A 22,842-nucleotide genomic window follows, 5' to 3' on the forward strand; every position below is an offset into this window, starting at 1 on the left:
CTTTCAACTGGAAGAAGTCAGACGCTCCCAGTCAAACAAGGCCCTGTAACAGTGGTCGGCATGCTCCCATGACCAAACCCGAAACTTTTACATGACTAAAACCGCAATCTCTAATTGAACACAAACAGCGAAGTGCTCGGCTCCGCGCGCGCCGCTGACCTGGCCGTGTGGATCGCCGACATGTTTCCGAACCGCGAATTCCTGCAGACGCGGTTGCGCGCATATCTGGAAAGCGCGGACAGTGCTACAGATGAGGAGGTGCATGATGAGTGAAGTCAACGAGTGGGGCGGCTCCGACGCGCAAGAGCTGTTCATGGATGCAAACTACCGGCCGGAGCGGCCGCACGGCCACATGGAGGGTCGGCTCGGCATGTCCGTCTCGTATCGGTTCGGCTACCGCTTCCTCGAACAAGACCTGTTCACGGAATCGCAGTGGACCGCGATACGCGAGATCCTCGAACGATTCTACGGATTGGGTGATCTCGAGACCGCGCTGACCTACGCGGCTGAACGGCGGCAAGACGGTTTGGGGCGCCACGTCGACCCGCCGTTGGATGCGCGCGATGTTGAGCCCGATCCGGATGACGAACTGCTGAATCCCGTCGGGTATCCGTGGGCGGTATTGCCGAACGGCGACCTGTCCGTGCTCGAGGCGGTGTATGAGCACATGGACGACCGCGACGCGACCATGCGGCTGATCATGTACTATCTTCTCGTCGATTGCATGGAATACGAGTCCTATCTCAACCTGCTGCGCGCGCTCGCCGACGAGGCATGGCCGGCCGTGCGCGCGCGTCTGGTGGAGCTGTTCGACGAGTATGGGCAGCGCATCATGGGAATGACGCGCAACCTCGCCTATGAGCATCTGCTGGTGGAGGAGCATCTGGGTGAGGCGGCGTGGCGGTATCTGCAGGCCCGCATGCACATCGACGAGAGCGAACAGGTGTTCTTCGGGTTTGTGAAGCCGCAGTTCCGCTCAATGCTTGAGACGCTGGCGTCGGTGATTGGCGAACCCCACCGTGAGGAGGTCGGCGCGTTGCTCGCCCAGCCGTTGCGCGATGCGGACAGCGATCTGTTGCGCGAAGACACGCAGGGCCACCGCATGCGCATCGCCGAAATCTTCTGCCAGCTGATTGCCGTGGGAGACCTGGAGTGCGCCGAGCGGCAACGCGCGCGTCTGACCGTCATGTATCCGAGTCGCCGTGAGCTGCATGCCGTCCTCGACGCGGTGTTCGCCGGGACCTTCGACGCCGCCAATCCGCCTTGGGCGGCATCTGCAGAAGACGGGGAGGAAGCCGGGTACGAGTAAATCGCGCTGCGCTGAGTGCCCCGCACACCGCGTGCGCAAAACGCAGCGGGGCCCGCATGCCAACAGACATGCAGGCCCCGCTCGCGCACACGCGCTATACACGCACGCCGCGCATCACACCGTGCACGGGGCGACGGTGCCGTAGTTGCCGGAGTTGTCGGTCACTACCACGTTCGCGCCAGTCGCTGTGTAGTTCTGCCCGGAGACGCCGTTCTTGTTGTCCCACTGGTCCGACCCGTTCGTGAAGACGAACTCAATCGCCTTGCCGTCCGGGTTGTCGATCTCGTATGAGACGTACCCGCTGCACGCGGCGGTCATCTTCACGCCCGGGGCGGCGGTCCAGGTGCCGCCATCGGCAAAACGCCAGTGCAGGTAGGTCGAGTCCGCGCCGAACTTCGTGCTCGGGTAGTAGACCGTGGTCGTGGCGGCCGGGGTCGGGTCCACGGGATCGACCGGGTCGACGGGATCCACGGGGTCGACCGGCGCGGTGCCGATGTTGACGAAGACGCTCACCTTGCCGCTCTTCACGGCGCCGGAGGTGATCTTCTTGTTCGCGACGGTCAGTATGCCGCCGTTGACCTGATCGGTGTAGGTGCCGTCGTCGAGCGTGGTGTCGAGGCCGGCGAGGTCTTTGTCGCCGTCCATGTTGGCCACGACGATGCCGTCGTTCGCGTTGCTGCCGTCGGACTTGGAGCGCTCGATCATCAGGCAGTTCTCGGCCTTGCAGTTGCGCAGGTATTCGGCGTTGCCTTCCATCGCATTGCGGAACTTGTTGACCCACTTGACTTCGGGGCTCTTCCACTCGTCGTCGCCGGCGTCGCCGAGCTGGGACTGCTCCGCGAACTGCGCGTTCGTGCCGCCGGAGCCGACCGGGCGGTTGAAGAAGAGCGGTGCGCCGCCTGCGCGGGCGCCGATGACGGCCCAGCCCATGCGGATCTGCCAGGCGGTCATGGCGGTGGACTGCTTGTCGCCGTTCGCGTAAGTGTCATGCGACTCGACCCAGGTGACGAGCTGGTCGTCCTGTACGCCCTGCCCCTGCAGGCTGGTCAGATTGCCGGCGTTGAGGTTCTTGCCGTTGAGTGCGCTGCGCAGCGCGCCGCCGTAGTTCGAAGCGGTGTTGCCGCCGCCATTGCTTGAATACTTCTCGAAGAGCGCGGGGTAGGCGGCCACGTTGAGGCCGGCGTCGCCCTGCAGCACCTCGCCGTACTGGTACTGGGCGCCGTTGTCGAGGATGGTGTCGAAGTACGGGGAATGCGTGCCGAACTCGTCGGGCAGCTCGATGTGCTTGGCGGCGTCGTAGCGGAAGCCATCCACGCCGTCAGCCACGGCCTGCTTGAGGAATCCCTGCATGCGGTTGCCGACTTCCTGGTTCTCGGTGTTGAGGTCCCACAGGCCGAGCAGGTGGCAGTGGGTCACCTGCCAGCGTTGGCTGTAATTGATTGCAGTGCCGTTATCTCCGCAGCCACCCTCGGATTTCGTGTGGAATAGGCTTGCGTTCTGCCAGCTTGGTTCGATGGCGTTCCAGTCGGAGGTGAAATGGTTGATGACGGCGTCCACGATGACTCGGATGCCGTACTTGTGCGCTTCGGCGGTCATGGCCTTGAGGTCGTCTTCGGAACCGACGACCGAGTTGCCGATTGAGGTGCCCGCTGGCTGGTAGACGTAGTACCAGTTCTCGGTGAACTGCTTGCCCTGCATGGGTCCCTTGATGACGCTGATGGGCGAGGTCTGGATCGACGTGTAGCCGGCGTCCGCGATCTCGGCCATGTGCTCCTTCATTGTGTTGAATGACCACATCCATGCGTGCAGGATCGAACCGTAGTTCATTTCCTTGGCCAGACCGTTCTGGGTGCGCGCGGCCTCGAACTGCGCGTTGCCGAGCGTGCGGTCGTAGCTCGTCGTCGTGGCGGCCTGTGCGCTGGACGCGCCGATGGCGAGGCCTCCGATGAGCGTTGCGGTGGCCGCGATGCCGGCGGCTGTTTTCCGGATGAGTCGGCTCATCGTCGAGCGGCGATTGGCTCCGGTGCGCAGACCGGCGTCTTTAGACAGAGGGGTCATGTCCACTGTCTCCTTTTCTCTGAAGGGATCTTCGGTTGTGCGCCGCACGGTGCGACGCTGCGGTCCTGCCCGCTGGATGCGGGGAATGCGCCGTCTGTTCAGGTGCCTTCCTCAGGGCGAAGCGATGCTGCTTCGGTGCGCAGTCATTGTGCAACCGTTTGCGGAAACGCCCTGTGCAGTGATTTGGAATCTTATGTGAAATGCAGCCGTAAAAGGTTCCGTGAATTAGGCTAAAGACAACGTAGTCATCGCATTTGTGGCGTTATGTCAGAAGAGGAACAGTGGAGTTGAGCCGTTGAACACCAAGTTTTGAGCCCGTCGAATAATGCACTTTTCGAGCCGAAGGCGTAAGGAACGAACATGCATCGTGTGCAAAAATGCCACGATGAAAGACATCGTTTGCAAAAAAGACGGTGGGTTGTGTCGTCTAAAGACGACACAACCCACCCCGCGGGTATTGCGATTGTGAACAGCCGGCCTTACGCGCCGAGTCCCTCTGCGGCCTGTTGCATGGCGAGCTTCTCGGCTTGCTCCTGCTGCGCTTCCATCTCGGCCTTCCATTGTTCGAGCATCTTGGCCTGCGCTTCTTCGCGCTCCTTGGCCTTGGTGCGCTTGCCTGCCATGCCGGTGCGCACGTCGTCCATCGCCGCCTTCAGCTCCTGCGCGCGGCTCTCGAAATTCTCCGCGAGCTGCGGCTTGTAGTCGAGCAGTCCTTCAGTGCCTTCGATATATGCGGCGAGCATGTTGCGCGCCTCGAAAGCGGCGGCGTTGCCCACCGACTCCTTGTACACCGCGCGCGCTTCGTCGAGACGCTTCACGAGTGCGGCGCGCGAAGACGCGAGTTTTTCGGCTTGCGCCATGTTCAGCGCGGGCGTGGTGCCCGGCACTTCGCCCACCAGCGTGATGTTCTGCGCGTTCTGCTCGCGCGCCATGGTGGAGCTGCCCGCCAGTTCCCACCACGTGAGGCCGCCCACTGCGATCACCCCTGCCGTGACCGCCGCGACAATGGTCGCCACTGTGCTGTGTGTGTTCTTTTCCTTGTTCCCAAGCATGATTCCGCCTCCTCGCCGAGTCTTGCTTCTTGCCCCCCGTTTCTTGGTTTCACATTATACCGGCGGCGCATGGGAAAAGCCTTGGCGTGTTCACGCCAAGGCCTTGGAAAATCCTGTGAATCGATGGTACTAGTCGATCAGGTGCGAGCGCATGAACCACTGGAACTGCTCGAGCTTTTGCACGTGGTCCTGGATGATGTTGGAGCTGATCACGTCGAGCTCGTCGAGCTCCTTGATCGCCTCGCGGTCGTCCTTGATGAACGAGTCGTAGTAGGCGTCGAGCGCGCGCAGGTACTCCAGCGTGTTCTGGCGGCCTTCGAGCTCGAACTTCGGCCAGGTGCGGAAGCGCACGATGTCGTCCGGGCGACCCATCGGCGAGCCGCCGAGGGCGGCGATACGTTCCGCGGTCTCATCGGCCATGGCGAGCACTTCGTCGACCTGCGGGTCAAGCATCTCGTGCACGGCGATGAAGTTCGGGCCGGCGACGTTCCAATGCGCGTGCTTGAGCACGAGCGCGGCGGCCTGTTCCTGGCTCAAACGCTCCTGCAGGATGCCGATGATCTTCTCCGAGGTCGCCTCATCGAGGCCTGGGATGATGAATGAGAGTGCCATATGCATGTCCTTTCACAATAAACTGACATATGTCTTGCCTTCGAGCTTACGTGCGCCGGCGGCGAGTTTCCTGACCGTGAGCTGACAGCCTAACCATGTGTCTGTTCTGCATATGAAAAAACCGGTACGGGCAACACCTGTACCGGTCGGAGGCCTCAGTTCGCGCCGTTGTCGCTGCCGTCGCCGGCGCTGGACTTCCCGTTTCCGGAATCGTCTTCGGTCTGCTTGCGTACCTCAATGGTCTCGATGCGGCGGCCATCCACCTTGGTGACGGTCATCGTGTAGCCGTCATCGGAAGTGTAGGAGTCGCCGATCTCACCCATCTTGCCGGTGTGGGCCAGGAAGTAGCCGGCCACCGTCTCGTAAGGTCCGTCGGGCAGTTCGATGCCGGTGAGGTCGTCGAAGTCCTCAATGGTCATGCCGCCGTCCACGCTTGCGGCGCCATTGACGAACACATTGGCCGGCTCGGTGCCCTTTGGCTTCTCTTCGGGCAAGTCGTATTCGTCGCGGATGTCGCCCACGAGTTCCTCGGTCATGTCTTCGAGCGTCACGATGCCATCGGTGCCGCCGTATTCGTCAATGACCGTGGCCAAGTGGATGCCGCGCTTGCGCAGCAGCGCCAGGCTGGGCAGCAGCTTGGATGTGCCCGGCAGCGAGATGCCGTCGCGCACCACGTCGGCCACGGTCATGCCGTCCGGGTTCTGCACATCGAGCAGGTCGCGCACATGGACGAATCCGAGGATGTCATCGAAATCCTTCCCGGAGACGGGGTAGCGGGAATAGGGCATGTCGCGCACGAACGCAGCGGCCTCGCGCAACGGCATGTCCGCGTTCAGGAACGCGACATCGGCGCGCGGGCGCATGACTTCGGCCACAATCGTCTCGGAGGCGTCGAACACGTCGTCGAGGATGGTGCGTTCGTCGTTGGAGAGGTTCGAGTTCGAGCTGACGAGCACGCGGAGCTCTTCGTCCGAAACCTCCGATTCGGTCTCGTTCGGGTCGAAGCCCAGCAGGCGCACGATGCCGTTGGTGTTCTTGCCAATGAGCCAGATGATCGGCTTGCAGATCTTGGCGAACGCGGAGATCGCGGGCACCACGGCACGGGCGATCTGTTCGTTGCGCTGCATGGCGATGCGCTTCGGCACCATTTCGGAGATCACGATCGAACAGTACGAGATGATCAGCGTGAGCACGATGGTGGTCAGTGGCGCGGCCACGTTGCTGGGCACGCCCCAGCCTTCCACGACCGGCACGATGAACGGCGAGATTGAGGATTCGCCGAACGATGCGGAAAGGAAGCCGGAGAGCGTGACACCGATCTGCACGGTGGAAAGGAAGGTATTCGGGTCGCGGGCGATTTTCGCGACGCGGGCGCCGCGCGCGTCTTCCTGTTCCATTTGGTCGATTTGGGAACCGCGCAGCGAGACGAGCGCGAGCTCCGTGCCGGCGAACACCGAGCCAAGCAAGAGGAATACGAAGATGAGCAGAATGTTCAAACCTAAAGACATGCCTCAAGCGTAGGTCATTGGCAGGGCAATTACGTGGTTGGGCAGGTATCTGCGATTGTGGGGTGGGGCCCCTTAGCTGCAACGCTTTCAAATACGACACCACGCTATCGTGTGTTGCATAAACCTTAACCTAAGAGGGTTTTTGGCAGAGAAGTCCCACCCCACAATCGCAGTTATTGGTATCCGGCCGCGGTTGTGGTTATCGTGGATAGGTGTGGGTAGGGCGCCTGTTTTCCACATATCCACAATCGTTCTGGAGGCACTGGCATGGAATGGTGGCGTGTGCTTGGGTTGCTGATGTGAACGAGTCGAAACAAAGCGAGGAATTGCGGCGCATACGTGACGAAGTGCTTCAGGAATGCGTGGATGGCCAAGCCAAGATGCATACGCCACCGGTGTTCTGCCGTATGACGGCGTTGGCACTGTTGGCAATTGAGCGCCCTCGCATGCGTGGGCGCCGTGAGATGCGTCTTGAACGTGTGATCGCCAACGCGAACGAGCATCATGGCCTTGCCGGCATCCGTGATGTGCGGTGGGCGGGGGTGATTCAAACGCATATAGTGGAGGATACGGTGTGTTGCACATCGCCGGAATGCACATGGGTGATGATGGCGCGGGTGCTGAGCCCGGTGGAACTTGTGGTGCTCGCCGACAGCATGATGCGGCGCGACCCACGGCTCAAACGCACCTCGGTCGAACGCCTTGAAACCTATCTCGACCAACTGGGGGAGTGTTCGGTCAAGGTCTGGGGGCTGCGGGCCTGTAGGAGCGCATTGCGCTTGGTGCGCGAGAATACGGATTCCTCAATGGAAAGCCGTGTTCGCCTGGTGTTGGAGAGCTACGGTCTGGGTGCGCCGGAGGTGAACCATCCGGTGGTGAACCCGCACACCGGCCGGTTCATGTATTTGGATATGGCGTATGTCGATTTGAAGATCGCCATTGAATATGATGGCCAATTCCATGCGGAGCAATGGGAGGCCGACGTGCATCGCCGCCGTCTTCTCGACGAGTTGGGTTGGGATGTTGTCCAAGTGACCGCTGCCGATATGCGCACGGAAGGCGACCGGCATGCCTTGGCGTTGAGGGTCGCGCAGCATATCAGCCTGAGGTTGGGGCGGAAGGTGCGTGTGCGGGCGCCTCTTTCGGTCAAGCAGCTCATGGATGGGCGCCGCGGCGTTGAGGCACGTTGGGCGCTCGCGAGTTGACATATTTGCGATTGTGGGGTGGGGCCCGAGGAGGTCCCACCCCACAATCGCAAATCCCCCACCGCTAGAAGCTCAGCACCTCCACAAGACCGGATTCCAGACGGTAGCGTGCACCCACAATCATGAGTTTCTCCTGCGCGAGTGCTTCGCGGATCACGTCCGAATGCGTCACGAGATGCTCGATGGTACGCGCGATATGCACCTGCTCGTATTCGTCGGACGAATCGAGTCCGGCCATCTGCGCCTGCCAGACCGAAAGCCCCGCGTTTTTGAGGAATTCGGAGTCGGAGGCCATGATCACGTCGTCTAGGCTCTCCATGAGCTGCTCGCGCGTCATCGGCGCGGTGCCTTGCGATTCGCCTTGCAGCTTGGTGATGAGCGCTTCAAGCTCCTCGGCGCCTTTCTGCACGGCGGCGCAATGCTGGTGGCCCAACACCACGAGCAGGCTCACGTGCAGCCCGGTCACCGCGTATTCGAGCGATTGCAACACGGCCGGGTCAATCATCTGGCCGGCGGTGCGCACGGTGAACATATCGCCAAGCCCCGCGTCGAAAATGATCTCCGGTGGCACGCGCGAATCCGAGCAGCCGAGCACCACGGCATCCGGGTTCTGCGTGTCGATGAGCGATTCGCGCGTCTCCTTGTCTTGCCACGGGTGTTCGGCCTTGCCTTCCGCGAAGCGCCGGTTGCCCGCGAGCATGCGGCTCCAGGTGCTGTTCGCGGTGGTTTCTTCGGTGCTTTCGGTCATGGTGACTCCTCTGATTGCTGCGGCTCATGCGTTAAGGTAAATCATAGAAGCTTTTGAATACAGCGCACTTTTCGATGCGCGCAATCGCAGGAGGTGGCGATGGCCGACCGCAAGGGGGCAAAGCGCCCTTCGATTTTTGAGGTGGCGAAACTTGCGGGTGTGAGCCATCAGACCGTTTCGCGCGTGATCAACGATTCGCCCAACGTCTCGCCGGCCACGCGCGAGAAGGTGGAGCTCGCGATTGCGGAACTGGGCTATCGCCCCAGCAATTCCGCTCGCTCGCTCGCCTCGAACCGCACGCGCACAATCGGCATGATCGCTGGCGGCCAACGCTTTTACGGCCCGGTGACCGCACTGTCATCGATCGAGGCGACCGCACGCGCCCACACGATGTTCGTTTCGGTGGCGATGGTCCACGAGGCGGAGTGCACCCAGCAGGAGTTCGACGACCTGTGCGGCATGTTCATGCAGCAGGGCGTGGACGCGTTCATCTTCCTGACCCCGACCGATGAGATGTTCCAAGTGGCGTGCCGTGCGAAGGTGACGCAGCCGTGCGTGATCATCACGTCCACGCACGGCGCCGTGAGCGTGGGCGAAGGCATGCGCATGCTCAACGCGCGCCGCCACCGCCGTGTTTCGCTTGTGGGCGTGGACCAGTGGGGCGGCATGGCTTCGGTGATGCGGCTGATCCGCAAATACGGCCACCGCAATGTGCTGTTTTTCGCGGGCCCAAGCCAGTGGCGCGACGCTCACACGCGCCTGCTGGCATGGAACAAGCTGTGCGCGGAGAACAAGGTGAACTCGGTGACGGTGCAGTGCGGCGACTGGGAGTCGACCGACGCGTACCGCCGCATGAACCATATTCTCGACAACATCGGGTCGAACGGCGGCCGCCTGCCCACGTGCGCGGTCTGTTCGAACGACGTGATGGCGATCGGCGTGATCCGCGCGCTGCACGAGCACGGCGTGCGCGTGCCCGACGACATGAGCGTGACCGGCTTCGATGACATTCCCGGCGTGAGCAACATGTACCCGCCACTGACCACGGTGCGGCAGGATTTCGACGACCTGGGCGTGATGGCCATGAAGGAGGCGCTGTTTTTGATGGGCGATGGCGACGAGCCCGGCTACCCGGCTTCGTACCATGGCGTGGGTCTGGTGTCCGCCGACCTGATCGTGCGGCAGTCGGTGCGCGCGGCGCCGCGGCGCTGACACGAACAAGCGGGGTTTCCGTGACCACGGAAACCCCGCTTGCGCATTCACTGCATCATTGGTTCATTTGGTGTGTTCGTCTGTGTTGTCTGCCTGTGACGCCTCCTTCGTGTTCCAGCCGAGCACCGCGTTCACCGCGCAGTACCCGGTGACGATGATGAGGCAGATGCTGAAGATGACATTCGACCAGCTGAAGAGCTCGCCCGCGTTGTTCGCCTCCACACAGGTCTGGACGAGCCAGATTGCGCAGGCCACTGCGGTGAGGGCATAGAGTCGGGCGCGTGCCGCCGATGTGATGTTCATGATGTGCCTCTTTCGTTGATGATGTGGTGGTTCAGCTCTTCTTGCGCTTGGAAAGGATGTCCACGGCCACGGCGCCCAGGAGCACGAGGCCCTTGATTGTCTTCACCACTGCGGTGTCGACGCCCATGATGGACAGGCCCTGGTTGATCACGCCCATGACGAGTGCGCCGACCACAGCGCCCGGGATGGTGCCGACGCCGCCGGTGACGGCCGTGCCGCCGATGAAGCAGGCTGCGATGGCGTCCATTTCGAACTCCATGCCGGCCTGTGCGGTGGCGGAGGAGAGTCGCGAGAGCACGCAGACCGCGGCGATGGCCGAAAGGAATCCCATGTGCACGAAGAGGGTGAAGTCGACGCGCTTGGTGTTGATGCCCGAGAGGATGGCCGCCTTGCGGTTGCCTCCCACCGCGTACACATGGCGGCCGAACACCGTGCGGGTGAGGATGAAGTTGTAGACGAAGACGAGCACGCCCAGGATGACGAGCATGATCGGGATGCCGCCCTGGTCGGCGTTGCCGGAGAGGGCCAGCAGGTAGGTGACGAAGCCGATGAGCAGCGTGGCGATGACGATCTTGGTCACGGTGAGCGCCATGGGCTCAGGCGCGAGGCCGGCCTTGGCCACCTTGCCGCGGCGGCGCAGCTGGCTCCACGCGAAGAGCGCGATGCACGCGATGCCGACCACGATGGTCAAGCCGTCGAACGGGCCCCACCACCCAAGCAGCTGCGGCAGGTAGTTGCGGGCGATGCCACGGAACTCCGGCGAGGTGATCGGCACGGATTCACCGACGATCACGGTGGCGAGGCCGCGGAAGATGAGCATGCCGGCCAGTGTGGTGATGAAGCCGGGGATGCCCACATAGGCCACCCAGAAGCCCTGCCAGCAGCCGATGATCAGGCCGACGACGAGCGAGATGAGAATCGCGAGCATCCAGTTGACGCCTTGCCGTTCCATCAATATGGCGCACACACCGCCTACGAAGGCGACGATCGAGCCGACCGACAGATCGATGTGCGTGGCGATGATGACCATGACCATGCCGATGGCGAGGATGATCACATAGGCGTTCTGCTGGATGAGCGAAACGAAGCTGTTGGGCTTGAGCAGCACGCCCTTGGTGAGGAACTCGAAGACGAGCACGATCACCACGAGCGCGCCCACGATGCCGTATTGCTTCGAATTGTTGGCCAGTGTCGCGAGGAATCCCGCGCTCTTCTTTTCTGCTGGGGTTGCATTGACAGTGCTCATGATGCAACCACCTCCTTCTCCTTGGTCATGCCTTTCATGAGATATTCCTGGGTGAAGCCGTTCTTGCGCACGTCATCGGTGACGACGCCTTGGCTGACGGTGTAGATGCGGTCGCAGATGCCGATGAGTTCCGGCAGCTCCGACGAGATGACGATCACGGCCTTGCCGGCGTCGGCCAGCTGGTTGATGATCTCGTAGATCTCGTATTTCGCACCGACGTCGATGCCTCGCGTCGGCTCGTCGAGAATCAGGATGTCGGGGTCGGAGATGACCCACTTCGCGAGCACCACCTTCTGCTGGTTGCCGCCGGAAAGCGTGCCGACGTTCACATCGATGCTGTTGCACTTGATGTGGAAGTCGCGGCGGTACTCCTCGACCTCGCTCTGCTCGATGTTGTCGTTCATGATGCCGTGCGAGCTCATCTTCTCGAGCGACGCCAGCGAGGCGTTCTCGCGGATGTTCTGCAGCAGGTTGAGCCCGTAGACCTTGCGGTCCTCGGTGGCGTAGGCCAGTCCGGCGTTGATCGCGGCCTGCACGTTGGGCAGGTTCACTTCCTTGCCCTTGACGAACACCTTGCCCGAGATCTTGGAGCCGTACGAGTGCCCGAAGAGGCTCATCGCCATCTCGGTGCGGCCGGCGCCCATGAGCCCCGCAAGGCCCACGATCTCGCCCGAGTGCACGTTGATGTTGGCGTGGTCCACCACGACCCGGTTCTGATCGAGCGGGTGGTGCACGGTCCAGTCCTCGATGCGCAGGTATTCCTCGCCGGGCTTGTTGGACTCATGCTCCGGGTAGAGGTTGGTGAGCGAGCGCCCCACCATCTTGCGGATGAGCTCGTCCTGGTCCAGCGGCGTCTCCGGGGTGACGAACATCGTGCCCACCGTCGCGCCGTCGCGGATGATCGTCACATTGTCTGCGATGGCGGCGATCTCGTTGAGTTTGTGGCTGATGATGATGCTCGTCACGCCCTGCTCGTCGCGCAGCTGGCGCACCAGATCGAGCAGGTGGGCGGAGTCCTCGTCGTTGAGCGCGGCGGTCGGCTCGTCGAGGATCAGCAGTTTGACGTTCTTGGACAACGCCTTGGCGATTTCCACGAGCTGCTGTTTGCCCACACCGATGTCCATGATCTTGGTGTCCGGGTTCTCCGGCAGACCCACGCGCTTGAGCAGCTGCGCCGCCTTGGCGCGCGTCTCGTCCCAGTCGATCACGCCGCCCTTGGCCTGCTCGTTGCCGATGAAGATGTTCTCGGCGATGGAGAGGAACGGGCTGAGCGCGAGCTCCTGGTGGATGATGACGATGCCGTCGGCTTCGGAATCCTTGATGGTGCGGTACTTGCACTCCTTGCCGTCGAAGGTGATGGTGCCCGAATACGAGCCATACGGGTAGATGCCCGAAAGCACGTTCATCAGTGTGGACTTGCCTGCGCCGTTCTCGCCGCAGATGGCATGTATCTCGCCGCGTTCCACCGACAGATTGACGCCGGAGAGCGCTTTGACCGGGCCGAAGGTCTTGACGATGTTGTTCATCATCAGAATCGTGTTGTTGTCTGCCATGACGATCTCTTTCCCCTCAGGAGTGCCGTCCGTCAGCGGATGGCCTCGCCCTTGGTGAGCTTGTCGAAGCGTTCCTGCGTGAGGTACTTCGCCTTGACCAGGTCGTCGAGGTTCTCCACCGTGATGTTCTGCGGGTCGAGCAGCTTGGAGGGCACGTCGACGTTGTTGTTGTTGAATTCGCCGTTGATGCCCGTGACCTTCTTGCCTTCGGCGATCTCGATGATCATGTCGTACACCGCGTCGGCCAGTTCGTCCACGTTCTTGAAGACCGTCTCGCCCTGCTTGCCCGCGGCGATGTTCGACACCGCGATCTCCATGGCGTCCTGCCCGGTGATCGGCGGCCAGGATTCGGTGCCCGGTTTCATGTCTGGGCGCTTGGCTTCGATGGCGTTGATCACGCCCTGCGCAATGCCGTCGTACGGGGTGAGCACCGCGTCGAGCTTCTTGCCGCTGGCATAGGTGGAATCGAGGATCGACTCCATGTCTTTCTGCGCCTGTTCGGTCTTCCACGACTGCACCGAGATCTTCTGCCAATCGTCAATGGTGAAGTCCTTGGTCACACCGCCGCCGTGGTTGGACGGGCAGATGAGCACGCCCTTTTCGAAGTACGGCTGCAGGATGTCCCACGCGCCCTTGAAGAAGTACTTGGCGTTGTTGTCGTCCGGCGAACCAGTGAACAGCTCCATGTTGAAGGGGCCCTTTTCGCCGTCGTTGAGACCCAGCTGGTCAACCAGATACTCGGCTTCCAGCTTGCCCACCTGCTCGAGCTGGAACGTGGCGTAGTAATCCACGGCGTCGGTGTTCATGATCAGGCGGTCGTAGGCGATCACCGTGGCGCCGGCGTCGCGCGCCTTCTCCACGGCGGGGCCCACGGCGGAGCCGTCCTTGGACGCGACCACGAGGATCTTGGCGTTCTGGTTCACCATGTTCTCGATGTCTGCGTTCTGCTGCGCAGGCTTGTCGTCCGCATAGTTGAGGACCACCTTGTACCCGGCTTCCTCAAGCTTGTTCTTGAGGTTGTTGCCGTCTTTGTTCCAGCGTTCCTCGGACTTGGTTGGCATGGAAATGCCGATTATCGCGCCTTTCTCGAGTTTCTGGGTGCCACCGGTCTGCTCGAATCCGGAACGGGTGGATCCGCATGCGCTCACGCCGGCGCATATCGCCAGACTGCTGATGAAGGCTGCTATCTTGGTGATGCGTTTCATCTGCTCCATCTCCTTCGACGGAATGTACAGCTTCTCTGCTGTGATCTCGATGAGATCTACAGTCAGGATACGCTTTTGTGTTAAGTTGTCAAACTCAATACGGCGTGTTTCGCGACAATGAGTTCACGTTCTGAACTCAATATGGGTATTTTCTACACATTTTCCACGATTTTCGTGTATTCAAGACCGATTTCCCGAGCGCGCCCTTTATGCTGGTGTGTATGGCAGGACGATTCTCAAAGAAGAAGCTGGGTTCACAGAGCTCACTTCGTGAAGCGAATCGCGCCAACCTGTTGGAATCGATCCATAAGTTCGGTGCGATGACGCAGGTGGAACTCGCCGAGATCATGGGCGTCTCCACCGCCACGATCTCGGCGCTCGTGCATCAGCTGTCTGACGAAGGCCAGCTTGAGACGCATGGCACCGTGCGCAACGGCCGGCGCGCGCAGCTCGTCACGCTCGCTCACCACAACGGACTGGCCGCCGGCGTGCACATCACACGCCGGGGCCTGCGCGTTGTGCTGTGCGACGACACGCGCTCGCCGTACATGGAGCACCATTACCCGCTCGCGCGCAACCATCTGCCCGACACGACGCTCGACATCGCCGCCCGCATGATCCGCGAATCGCTCCAGCAGATGGATGCGGGGGCCGACGAGCTGCTCGCGATCGGCGTCGCGTTGGGCGCGCCGGTCGACAAGCGCACGGGCATGCTCGCCGTGCCTGGCCTGCTGCCCGGTTGGGAGGACGTGGACGTCGCCGCCGCGTTCCGTGAGATGTTCGACGTGCCGGTGCTTGTGGACAACGACGCGAACATGAGCGCCTTCTGTGAGGCGCGCGTGGGCGCAGGCAGTGGCATCGAGGATTTTGTGTACGTGAATGTGGGCGATGGCGTGGGCGCGGGCATTGTGCGCGGCGGCGAAGTGCACCACGGGGTGACCGGTCTCGCCGGCGAGATAGGCCACATCCAGGTGGATCCGCTGGGTGCCATATGCCAATGCGGCAATCGCGGCTGCCTCAATACGATTGTGGACGAGCAGAGGCTCACGTCGCTGCTGGCGGTGACGCATGGCGACCTCACGCTCAATGATCTGGTGCTCAAGGCGAACGCCGGCGATCCGGGCTGCCGGCGTGTGATTGCCGACGCCGCGGTGCGCATAGGCAATGTGGCGTCCACGCTGTGCATCTCGGTCGACCCCGAGCTTGTGGTGGTGGGCGGCGAGCTGGCGCAGGCGGGCGAGGTGTTCCTGGACCCCTTCCGCGAGGCGCTGCAGCGGCTGCTGTTCCCTGACGCGTTGACGCCGATCGCGGTGCTCGAGGCGAAGCTGCCGAAGATCAACGGCGCGCTGGGCGCGGGGATCATGGCGATGGAGAACGAGGAAAGGGAGGCCCTCAACGGCGGGCGCTCCCAGAAGGGCAAGCAGGGGGAAGGCGATGAGTCATCAGTCGACGTTGATTGAGTTGCGCGGGGTCTCGAAACGCTATGGGAGCGTGGAGGCGCTGCGCGACGTCGATCTTGCGGTGCAGACGCGGCAGATCGTGGCCGTGGTCGGCGACAACGGCGCGGGAAAATCCACGCTCGTGCACGTGCTGGCCGGGCTTGTGCAGCCAGACGCCGGCAGCATCGCGGTGCGTGGTGAGACGGTGCGGCTCGACAGCGTGGCCAAGGCGGCGGAACTGGGCATTGCGTCGGCGTTCCAGCAGCCGCAATTCTGTGAGAACCTCGACGTCTCCGCGAACATCTTCCTAGGGCGCGAGATGCGCCAAGGCCTTTCGGTGCGCGACGACGCGGGCATGTACGCCAAGGCGCGCGAAGTGCTCAACACACTGTCCACACCGGTGCGCGCGGGGCAGAGCATCGCCTCGCTTTCGGGCGGGCAGCGGCAGACCGTGGCCATCGCGCGCACACTGCTCAATGACCCGAGCCTGATTGTGCTCGACGAGCCGACTGCCTCGCTTTCGGTGACGCAGACGGCCGAAGTGCTCGATTACATTGTGCGGCTGCGGTCGGCCGAACGCAGCGTGATCATGGTCTGCCACGACCTGCCGAACGTGTTCGCGATAGCCGACCGCATCGTCGTCATGCGGCACGGTGCGGTGTGCGCTGTGCACGCCACCGCCGACACCACGTACGAAGAAGTGATCGCGGAGATCTCGGGCGTGAGCAAAGGCGCGGTGGCCACCCGCATGCGCGCACGGGCCTCACGGGCGCGCATGCCGCGCTCGGGCGAGGCGGAATAGTTTTCGTGGGGTCGCAATGGTGCGGTTCCCTGCCCAACCAAGGAAGGTACACACATGAACACCACTGAACTCGTCGTCTCCATTGTCGTCGGCATTGGCTGCTGCGCGCTGGGCATGTTCCTGGGATCGATGCCGCTCAAGCGTGAGCAGATCACCGAGGAGCAGAACAAATACCAGCAATTGGGCGGCCTGCTCGCATGCGGCCTTGTGGTGATCCTGATGCTGCTGAGCATGGACATCGCATCGTGGGTCGCGATCGCGGCGCTCGCCGTGGGCGTGGGCATCTGCCGCGTCCCGGCGGTGCGGCGGTGGCTGCTGGCGCAGTTCCCCATGCTCAAGCCGGCCGAACCGCAGTCGCCGTTGCGCAAAGCGAAGCCGAAGAAGCGCTGACCGGCGGATCAGCGCTTCTTTGATGAGCGTTCCACCAAGGTGAAACCGGATGTGTGCACGCGTGTCAACGTATCTGGATGGCTGTCCAGCTCACCGGTGGAAGCGTGACCGAGACGGTTCCGCTGTGCATTGAGGCGGAGTCATTGGTGTATGGTTCCACGCGGTGTTGGTCGTGGAGTGTGTTGGCGGCGAGGATGTCGTCGTCATGGAGGGTGCGGGCCTCGATCTCATGCGGTGTGAAGCCCTCCGGCAGTTTGATGTCGAATGTGCATTCGTCGTCCAACGAGCGGTTGGTGACGAACACGGAGACGGAGCCATCCGCTCCGCGCACGGCGACGGCGTTCGTGGATGCCACATCGCCGTAGCGGTCGGTGTGGTATTGGGGGGATTCGATCTTGGGTTCCAGCACGCTGCCGCCCTTGGCCCAGGCGGCGGTGAGCGAGAACGGGTAGAAGGTGGTCTGCCGCCATGCCGGGCCGTTGGGTTCGGTCATGATCGGTGCGATCACGTTGACGAGCTGGGCGAGCGACGCGGCGTGCACGCGGTCGGCGTTCTGCAGCAATGTGATGAGCAGGTCCCCGACCACCACCGCGTCCGCCACTGAATAAATGTCTTCGAGCAAACGGGGCGCCACTGGCCAGTTGCCAATGCCTTCGGGGTTCTTGCTCGGTTCTTCCCCCATATACCACACGTTCCATTCATCGAATGAGATGTACACGTTGTGGTCGCTTTTGAGTCGCGAACGGGTGGCGTCGATGGCGGCGCCGACGTCTTTGATGAAGCCGTCCATGTCCACACCGGAGGCGAGGAACGACGCCATGTCGCGCGAACCGTCGGGCATGATCTGCGGGAAGTAGTAGGCGTGCGCGGAGACGAAGTTCACTTTGTCGAAGGTGTGTTCGAGCACGGTCTCTTCCCACTTGCCGAACGTGTCCATCGTGTGGCTCGACGAACCGCAGACCACCAGCTCGAGGTCCGGGTCGATCATGCGCATGCCGGCCGCGACCGAGGCTGCGAGCTTGCCGTAGTCCTCGGCGCTTTTGTGCCCCGTTTGCCACGGGCCGTCCATCTCGTTGCCCAGGCACCACATGCGGATGCCAAAGGGGTCTTTTGCGCCGTTGCGGATGCGCTCGTCGGAGCGCGCGGTGCCTTCGGGGATGTTCGCATATTCCAGCAGATCCAGCGCTTCGGCAAGGCCACGGGTGCCGAGGTTGACGGCTTCCATGAGCTCGTTGCCGCCGGCCTTGCGCAGCCACGAGGCCATCTCGTGCAAGCCGAATTGGTTCGTCTCTGTGGAATGCCACGCCAGATCGAGGCGGCGGGGGCGGTCCTGCTTGGGGCCCACGCCGTCTTCCCAGTCGTAGCCGGAGACGAAGTTGCCGCCGGGGTAGCGGATGGTGGTGGCGCCCAGCTCCTTGACCAGGTCGATTACGTCCTGCCGGAACCCCTCTTCGTCGGCGGTGGGATGCCCTGGCTCGTAGATGCCGGTGTATACGCAGCGTCCCAGATGCTCGACGAATGACCCGAACACCCGGTCGTGCACCGGGCCGACCTTGAATTCGTCGTCCACCACGAGCTTGGCATGTGTTTCAGTCTGCTGTGTCATATGGCCTCTTTGTCCTTTCTGCGGTACCCGACACGAAGGTTCACGCGCAATCGGCATGGGTTTCGGCGTCGAAGCCCGTGCCGCCACTGTGTGTGTATTTCAAAGTACCGCGTGTGTGGCCCCCAACACGCAGGATGGGCGCCGGCAATCAGTCAAAGACTGAAATGCCAACGCTTGCTCGGCGTGTTGACCTGCCGGTGCTCACCGAAGGCGAGTGCCATTTTGGTCCCTCGGCGTGTTTCCGTGTATGTGAGCGCTAACATAGAGATAGCCAACAACGACGTGCACATTCATACGGGAGGAACGATGTCGGATTCGCAAGACCAGGTGGCCGAGAAGATCAGCAGCGGGCGCACGTCTCTCGGCATTGAGTTCGGCTCCACGCGCATCAAGGCCGTGCTCATCGACGATGAGCGCAATACCATCGCCACCGGTGACTACGGCTGGCAGTCGCATCTCGTGGACGGCCTGTGGTCGTACGACGTGGACAAGATCTGGCGCGGCCTGCAGAGCGTCTACGCCGATGTCGCCGACCGCGTGGAGGCGCAGTACGGGCAGAAGCTCGTGCGCATCGGCCAGATCGGCTTCTCCGCGATGATGCACGGGTATCTGGCGTTCAACGAAGACGGCGAGCTGCTCGTGCCGTTCCGTACATGGCAGAACACGAACACGGGCGAGGCGCACGAACGCCTTTCGCAGCTGTTCCAATACAACATCCCCGAGCGCTGGTCGATCGCGCATCTGTATCAGGCGGTGCTCAACGACGAGCCGCACATCGGTTCGGTGCGCTACTTCACCACGCTCGCCGGCTACGTGCACTGGAAGCTCACCGGCCGTAAGGTGCTGGGCGTGGGCGACGCCTCCGGCATGTTCCCCATCGATCCGCAGACCAAGACGTACGAGCAGGACTTCATCGAACAGTTCGATGCACTGCCCGAAGTGGCGGCCCAGCCGTGGAAACTCGAGGATCTGCTGCCCGAGCCGCTCGTCGCGGGCACACCGGCCGGCGAACTCACGCCGGAAGGAGCGGCGTTGCTCGACCCATCCGGCGTGCTGCAGCCGGGCGTTGCGCTCGCCCCGCCCGAAGGCGATGCGGGCACCGGCATGGTGGCCACGAACTCCGTGCGCCGCCGCACCGGCAATGTCTCCGCCGGCACATCGATCTTCGCCACCGTGGTGCTCGAGCACAAGCTGTCCACACTGCGTCCGGAAGTCGATCTGGTCACCACCCCGGCCGGCGATCTGGCCGGCATGAGCCACGCCAACAACTTCACCTCGGATCTGAACGCGTGGATCAACCTGTTCCGCGAATTCGCCCAGCTCAACGGCAGCCCGGTCGACGGCGCCGACCTGTATGGCGAGCTGTTCCGCAGCGCCATCAGCGAGCAGGCGGACCCTGACGCCGGCGGCATGCTCGCCTACCCGTTCCGCACCGGCGAATTCCTGGCCGGGCTCGCCGAGGGCCGCCCGCTGTTCGTACGCGAACCGGAGGCGCGGTTCAACCTCGCGAACTTCATGCGCGCGCAGTTGTTCGGCGCGTTCTCGCCGGTCACGATCGGCATGAATGTGATGACCCATGACGAGGGCGTGCAGATCGATTCGCTCGTGGGTCATGGCGGCATCTTCGCCACGCCCGTTGTGGCGCAGCGCATCCTCGCCGCCGCGTTCGATACGCCGATCCGCGTGATGACGACGGCGTCGGAAGGCGGCGCGTGGGGCATGGCGGTCCTTGCCGGCTATCTGCAGCATGCGGACACGCCGCTCGCCGATTATCTCGACGACGTGGTGTTTGCAAATGCACAGTCCGTGACGGAGGACCCGCAACCCGCCGATGTGGAAGGATTCCGTACGTTCTTCGCGCGGTTCATGCAGGCGCTGCCGGTGGAGCGTACGGCGGTCGAATGCATGCCGATCGGCGCCGAATAATCGTCCAGCAGTCAATCCAACAGTCATTCAGCCAATACGGAAAGGAACCACAATGGCAACGCTCGCAGAGTATGGGCCGGAGGTCCGCGCGGAAGTCAAGCAGGTGCGCGAAGTGGTCGCGTCGTTGCACGAACAGCTCATCAAGTGGAACTTGGTGGTGTGGACGGCCGGCAACGTCTCGCAACGTCTGCGCACGGCGGACCTGATGGTGATCAAGCCGTCCGGCCTGCGCTACGAATACCTGACGCCCAGCTCGATGGTCGTGTGCGATCTGGACGGCAACGTGGTGGACGGCGCGGAATCGCCTTCGTCGGACACCGCTTCGCACGCCTACATCTACCGTCATATGCCGGACGTGTACGGCGTGGTGCACACGCATTCCACCTATGCGACCGCGTGGGCCGCGACCGGGCAGAACATTCCGTGCGGCCTGACGATGATGGGCGACGAGTTCGGCGGCGATGTGCCGGTCGGGCCGTTCCGTCTGATCGGGTCCGAGGCGATCGGCGAAGGCGTGGTGGAGACCCTCAAGCAATACCCCAAGTCGCCGGCGGTACTGATGCAGAACCACGGCCCGTTCACCATCGGCAAGGACGCCGAAGCGGCGGTCAAGGCGGCGGCGATGACGGAGGAAGTGGCGCACACCATGTGGGCCGCGCGCCAGCTGGGCGAGATCATCCCGATTCCGCAGGAAGACATCGACAAGCTCAACGACCGCTACCAGAACGTGTACGGGCAGCACTGAGCCGCCCATAATCCATATCAACCATCCACAGTGAAGTGAGGCAACACACCATGACCATGAACAACCCATTCGAAGGCAAGGAAATCTGGTTCGGCGTCGGGTCGCAGGACCTGTACGGCGAGGAGGCGCTGCGCCAAGTGGCACAGCAGTCCACCGAGATCGTGGACGCGCTCAACGCGAGCGGCCGCATCCCCGTCAAGCTCGTGCTCAAGCCGACGCTGAAATCGTCTGACGGCGTGCGCCGGTTCATGGTCGACGCCTCCGCGGACGACAACTGCATCGGTGTCATCACCTGGATGCACACCTTCTCGCCGGCGAAGATGTGGATCCGCGGCCTCGAAGCGCTCAAGAAGCCGTTGCTGCAGCTCAACACGCAGCACCACTTCGAGATCCCGTGGGACACCATCGACATGGACTTCATGAACCTCAACCAGGCCGCGCACGGCGACCGTGAATACGGCTACATCGTCACGCGCCTCGGCATTCCGCGCAAGATCGTGGTGGGGCACTACACCGACCCGGCGGTCGCCGACAAGATCGGCGTGTGGGCGCGCGCATGCGCCGGTTGGCAGGCCTCGAACACGATGAACGTGATGCGTTGGGGCGACAACATGCGCAACGTGGCCGTGACCGAAGGCGACAAGACCGAGGCCGAGCGCGTGTTCGGCGCCTCGATCAACACCTGGGCGGTCAATGAGCTCGTCGCGGCGTACGATGCGGTCAAGGAAGACCAGGTCAAGGACCTCATCGAGGACTACAAGGCGAAGTACGAGATCGCGCCCGAGCTGCTCGACAAGGACTATGATTCGCTGTTCATCGCGGCCCGCGAGGAATGCGCGATGGTGAACATGATGCACGCCAACAACTGCACGGCCGGCGTCGACAATTTCGAGGACCTGGGCGCCCTGCCGCAGCTGCCGGGCGTGGGTCCGCAGCGCTTCCCGTCCGAATACGGCTGGGGCTTCTCCGCCGAAGGCGACTGGAAGACGGCGGTGCTCGTGCGCATCGGCGCGGTGATGGGCTACGGCCTCGACGGCGGCGCCTCGCTCATGGAGGACTACTCCTACAACTTCACCCCGGGCAACGAGATGATCATGGGGTCGCACATGCTCGAAGTCTCGCCGTCGGTCGGCACGATCGCCAAGCCGCGTCTGGAGATCCACCCGCTCGGCATCGGCGGCAAGGCCGACCCTGTGCGCCTCGTGTTCACTGTGGCGCCGAAGCAGGACGCGGTTGTCGTCTCGCTCGCCGACGTGCGCACGCGCTTCCGCATGCTGATGAACGTCGTCGATGTGGTCGAACCGCTCGGCTCGCTGAGCAAGCTGCCGTGTGCGCGTGCCCTGTGGAAGCCGGAGCCGAACCTCGAGGTCTCTGCCGAATGCTGGCTGCGCGCGGGCGGCTCGCACCACACGTGCATGACCACATCGGTCGGCCGTGAGGCGTGGGAAGACTTCGCGCGCATCGCCGGCGTTGAACTCGCGACGATCGACGCCGAGACCACGCCGCGCGAATTCGAACGCGAACTCGAGATCGAAGACATGTACCACGAGCTCAGCAACCGCCACTGATTGATCAGGACTTACTTTCCCCTTTCCTTCCTTCTGCCATGCGCCGGTGCCCATTGGGTGCCGGTGCACGGTTTTCTGCGCCCGGTTCCGGGGGTTATGCCTCTGGCATCTGTAGACGGCTGACGATTCGCTGTTTACGTCACTGTTTTCGCCGTTATGGTCACTTTTTCGCTGGATTTATGACGATAACGGCGAAAACAGTGACATAAACGGAGAATCCAGGGGCAGTGGGCGGATTCTAATGGTCGTTGCAACACGTCCTTGTGATTGTATGCTTTATTGAGCGTATTCCATGGCATTGAGAAGTTCGATGATCCGTTCGCTTGGCTTGGCCCAGTCCAGTGTTTTGCGTGGT

Annotated in this window: 20 protein-coding genes; 10 read left to right on the forward strand and 10 right to left on the reverse strand. The window is 62.6% G+C overall.

Annotated elements, in window-relative coordinates; all coding sequences use genetic code 11:
• Positions 1 to 114 precede the first annotated feature (114 nt).
• Positions 115 to 273: a hypothetical protein gene (locus PG2093B_RS08905; RefSeq protein ID WP_165369653.1), complete on the forward strand. Its 159-nt coding sequence runs from the start codon at positions 115 to 117 to the stop codon at positions 271 to 273.
• On the forward strand, positions 263 to 1,309 hold the full coding sequence (locus PG2093B_RS00145) for a hypothetical protein (protein WP_129896614.1): 1,047 nt from the start codon (positions 263 to 265) through the stop codon (positions 1,307 to 1,309). Before PG2093B_RS08905 ends, PG2093B_RS00145 begins: the two co-directional genes overlap by 11 nt.
• Before the next feature lie 114 nt (positions 1,310 to 1,423).
• On the opposite strand, the gene PG2093B_RS00150 is transcribed toward PG2093B_RS00145, so the two are convergent.
• From PG2093B_RS00150 to PG2093B_RS00165, 4 genes are all read right to left on the reverse strand, one after another.
• On the reverse strand, positions 1,424 to 3,367 hold the full coding sequence (locus PG2093B_RS00150) for a carbohydrate binding domain-containing protein (RefSeq protein ID WP_129896615.1): 1,944 nt from the start codon (positions 3,365 to 3,367) through the stop codon (positions 1,424 to 1,426).
• Between the two features lie 479 nt (positions 3,368 to 3,846).
• Positions 3,847 to 4,419 (reverse strand): hypothetical protein, encoded by a 573-nt coding sequence (locus PG2093B_RS00155; protein ID WP_129896616.1) that lies wholly within the window; start codon positions 4,417 to 4,419, stop codon positions 3,847 to 3,849.
• 129 nt (positions 4,420 to 4,548) lie between these two features.
• Positions 4,549 to 5,031: a Dps family protein gene (locus tag PG2093B_RS00160; RefSeq protein ID WP_129896617.1), complete on the reverse strand. Its 483-nt coding sequence runs from the start codon at positions 5,029 to 5,031 to the stop codon at positions 4,549 to 4,551.
• Between the two features lie 155 nt (positions 5,032 to 5,186).
• Positions 5,187 to 6,539: a hemolysin family protein gene (locus PG2093B_RS00165; protein ID WP_129896618.1), complete on the reverse strand. Its 1,353-nt coding sequence runs from the start codon at positions 6,537 to 6,539 to the stop codon at positions 5,187 to 5,189.
• Positions 6,540 to 6,838: 299 nt separating this feature from the next.
• Between PG2093B_RS00165 and PG2093B_RS00170 the strand changes: the two genes are divergently transcribed.
• Complete coding sequence (locus PG2093B_RS00170) at positions 6,839 to 7,744, forward strand: DUF559 domain-containing protein (protein ID WP_165369654.1); 906 nt, start codon at positions 6,839 to 6,841, stop codon at positions 7,742 to 7,744.
• Positions 7,745 to 7,808: 64 nt separating this feature from the next.
• On the opposite strand, the gene PG2093B_RS00175 is transcribed toward PG2093B_RS00170, so the two are convergent.
• Positions 7,809 to 8,492, reverse strand: a complete 684-nt coding sequence (locus tag PG2093B_RS00175) for a carbonic anhydrase (protein ID WP_129896620.1) — start codon at positions 8,490 to 8,492, stop codon at positions 7,809 to 7,811.
• A gap of 99 nt (positions 8,493 to 8,591) precedes the next feature.
• Between PG2093B_RS00175 and PG2093B_RS00180 the strand changes: the two genes are divergently transcribed.
• Entirely contained in the window at positions 8,592 to 9,704 is a 1,113-nt protein-coding gene (locus PG2093B_RS00180) for a LacI family DNA-binding transcriptional regulator (RefSeq protein ID WP_129896621.1), read from the forward strand.
• 63 nt (positions 9,705 to 9,767) lie between these two features.
• Here the strand turns inward: PG2093B_RS00180 and PG2093B_RS00185 are convergent, their stop codons facing one another.
• The 4 genes from PG2093B_RS00185 to PG2093B_RS00200 are packed head-to-tail and all read right to left on the reverse strand — an operon-like array spanning position 9,768 to position 14,011.
• Positions 9,768 to 10,007 (reverse strand): carbon starvation protein, encoded by a 240-nt coding sequence (locus PG2093B_RS00185; RefSeq protein ID WP_095507309.1) that lies wholly within the window; start codon positions 10,005 to 10,007, stop codon positions 9,768 to 9,770.
• A 31-nt stretch (positions 10,008 to 10,038) separates the two neighbouring features.
• Entirely contained in the window at positions 10,039 to 11,253 is a 1,215-nt protein-coding gene (gene mmsB / locus PG2093B_RS00190) for a multiple monosaccharide ABC transporter permease (RefSeq protein WP_129896622.1), read from the reverse strand.
• Entirely contained in the window at positions 11,250 to 12,806 is a 1,557-nt protein-coding gene (locus tag PG2093B_RS00195; protein ID WP_129896623.1) for a sugar ABC transporter ATP-binding protein, read from the reverse strand. The genes mmsB and PG2093B_RS00195 overlap by 4 nt, the downstream gene beginning before the upstream one ends.
• 32 nt (positions 12,807 to 12,838) lie before the next feature.
• Positions 12,839 to 14,011 (reverse strand): substrate-binding domain-containing protein, encoded by a 1,173-nt coding sequence (locus PG2093B_RS00200; RefSeq protein WP_129896624.1) that lies wholly within the window; start codon positions 14,009 to 14,011, stop codon positions 12,839 to 12,841.
• Positions 14,012 to 14,232: 221 nt separating this feature from the next.
• Here PG2093B_RS00200 and PG2093B_RS00205 point away from each other — a divergent pair, with 221 nt between their 5' ends.
• The 3 genes from PG2093B_RS00205 to PG2093B_RS00215 are packed head-to-tail and all read left to right on the forward strand — an operon-like array spanning position 14,233 to position 16,642.
• Positions 14,233 to 15,471, forward strand: coding sequence for an ROK family transcriptional regulator (locus PG2093B_RS00205; protein WP_129896625.1), 1,239 nt, complete (start codon positions 14,233 to 14,235; stop codon positions 15,469 to 15,471).
• Positions 15,446 to 16,252, forward strand: a complete 807-nt coding sequence (locus PG2093B_RS00210) for an ATP-binding cassette domain-containing protein (RefSeq protein ID WP_129896626.1) — start codon at positions 15,446 to 15,448, stop codon at positions 16,250 to 16,252. The genes PG2093B_RS00205 and PG2093B_RS00210 overlap by 26 nt, the downstream gene beginning before the upstream one ends.
• Positions 16,253 to 16,306: 54 nt before the next feature.
• Positions 16,307 to 16,642: a hypothetical protein gene (locus PG2093B_RS00215; protein WP_129896627.1), complete on the forward strand. Its 336-nt coding sequence runs from the start codon at positions 16,307 to 16,309 to the stop codon at positions 16,640 to 16,642.
• A 64-nt stretch (positions 16,643 to 16,706) separates the two neighbouring features.
• Here PG2093B_RS00215 and PG2093B_RS00220 read toward each other — a convergent pair whose 3' ends face one another.
• Positions 16,707 to 18,248 carry an alpha-N-arabinofuranosidase gene (locus PG2093B_RS00220; protein ID WP_129896628.1) on the reverse strand — a complete coding sequence of 514 codons (1,542 nt, stop codon included), beginning with the start codon at positions 18,246 to 18,248 and terminating at the stop codon, positions 16,707 to 16,709.
• A 306-nt stretch (positions 18,249 to 18,554) separates the two neighbouring features.
• Here PG2093B_RS00220 and PG2093B_RS00225 point away from each other — a divergent pair, with 306 nt between their 5' ends.
• Genes PG2093B_RS00225 through araA form a run of 3 tightly spaced genes read left to right on the forward strand, consistent with a single transcriptional unit; the run spans position 18,555 to position 22,487 of the window.
• A complete protein-coding gene (locus PG2093B_RS00225; protein ID WP_129896629.1) occupies positions 18,555 to 20,174 on the forward strand; it encodes a xylulokinase in 1,620 nt (539 codons plus the stop codon).
• A 52-nt stretch (positions 20,175 to 20,226) separates the two neighbouring features.
• Positions 20,227 to 20,919: an L-ribulose-5-phosphate 4-epimerase gene (locus PG2093B_RS00230; protein ID WP_022857911.1), complete on the forward strand. Its 693-nt coding sequence runs from the start codon at positions 20,227 to 20,229 to the stop codon at positions 20,917 to 20,919.
• A 50-nt stretch (positions 20,920 to 20,969) separates the two neighbouring features.
• The gene (gene araA, locus PG2093B_RS00235; protein WP_129896630.1) at positions 20,970 to 22,487 is read left to right on the forward strand and encodes an L-arabinose isomerase; all 1,518 of its coding nucleotides are present in this window, start codon (positions 20,970 to 20,972) and stop codon (positions 22,485 to 22,487) included.
• The last annotated feature ends 355 nt before the right edge of the window (positions 22,488 to 22,842 follow it).

Source organism: Bifidobacterium pseudolongum subsp. globosum (genome assembly GCF_004155535.1).
Taxonomy (GTDB): domain Bacteria; phylum Actinomycetota; class Actinomycetes; order Actinomycetales; family Bifidobacteriaceae; genus Bifidobacterium; species Bifidobacterium pseudolongum_C.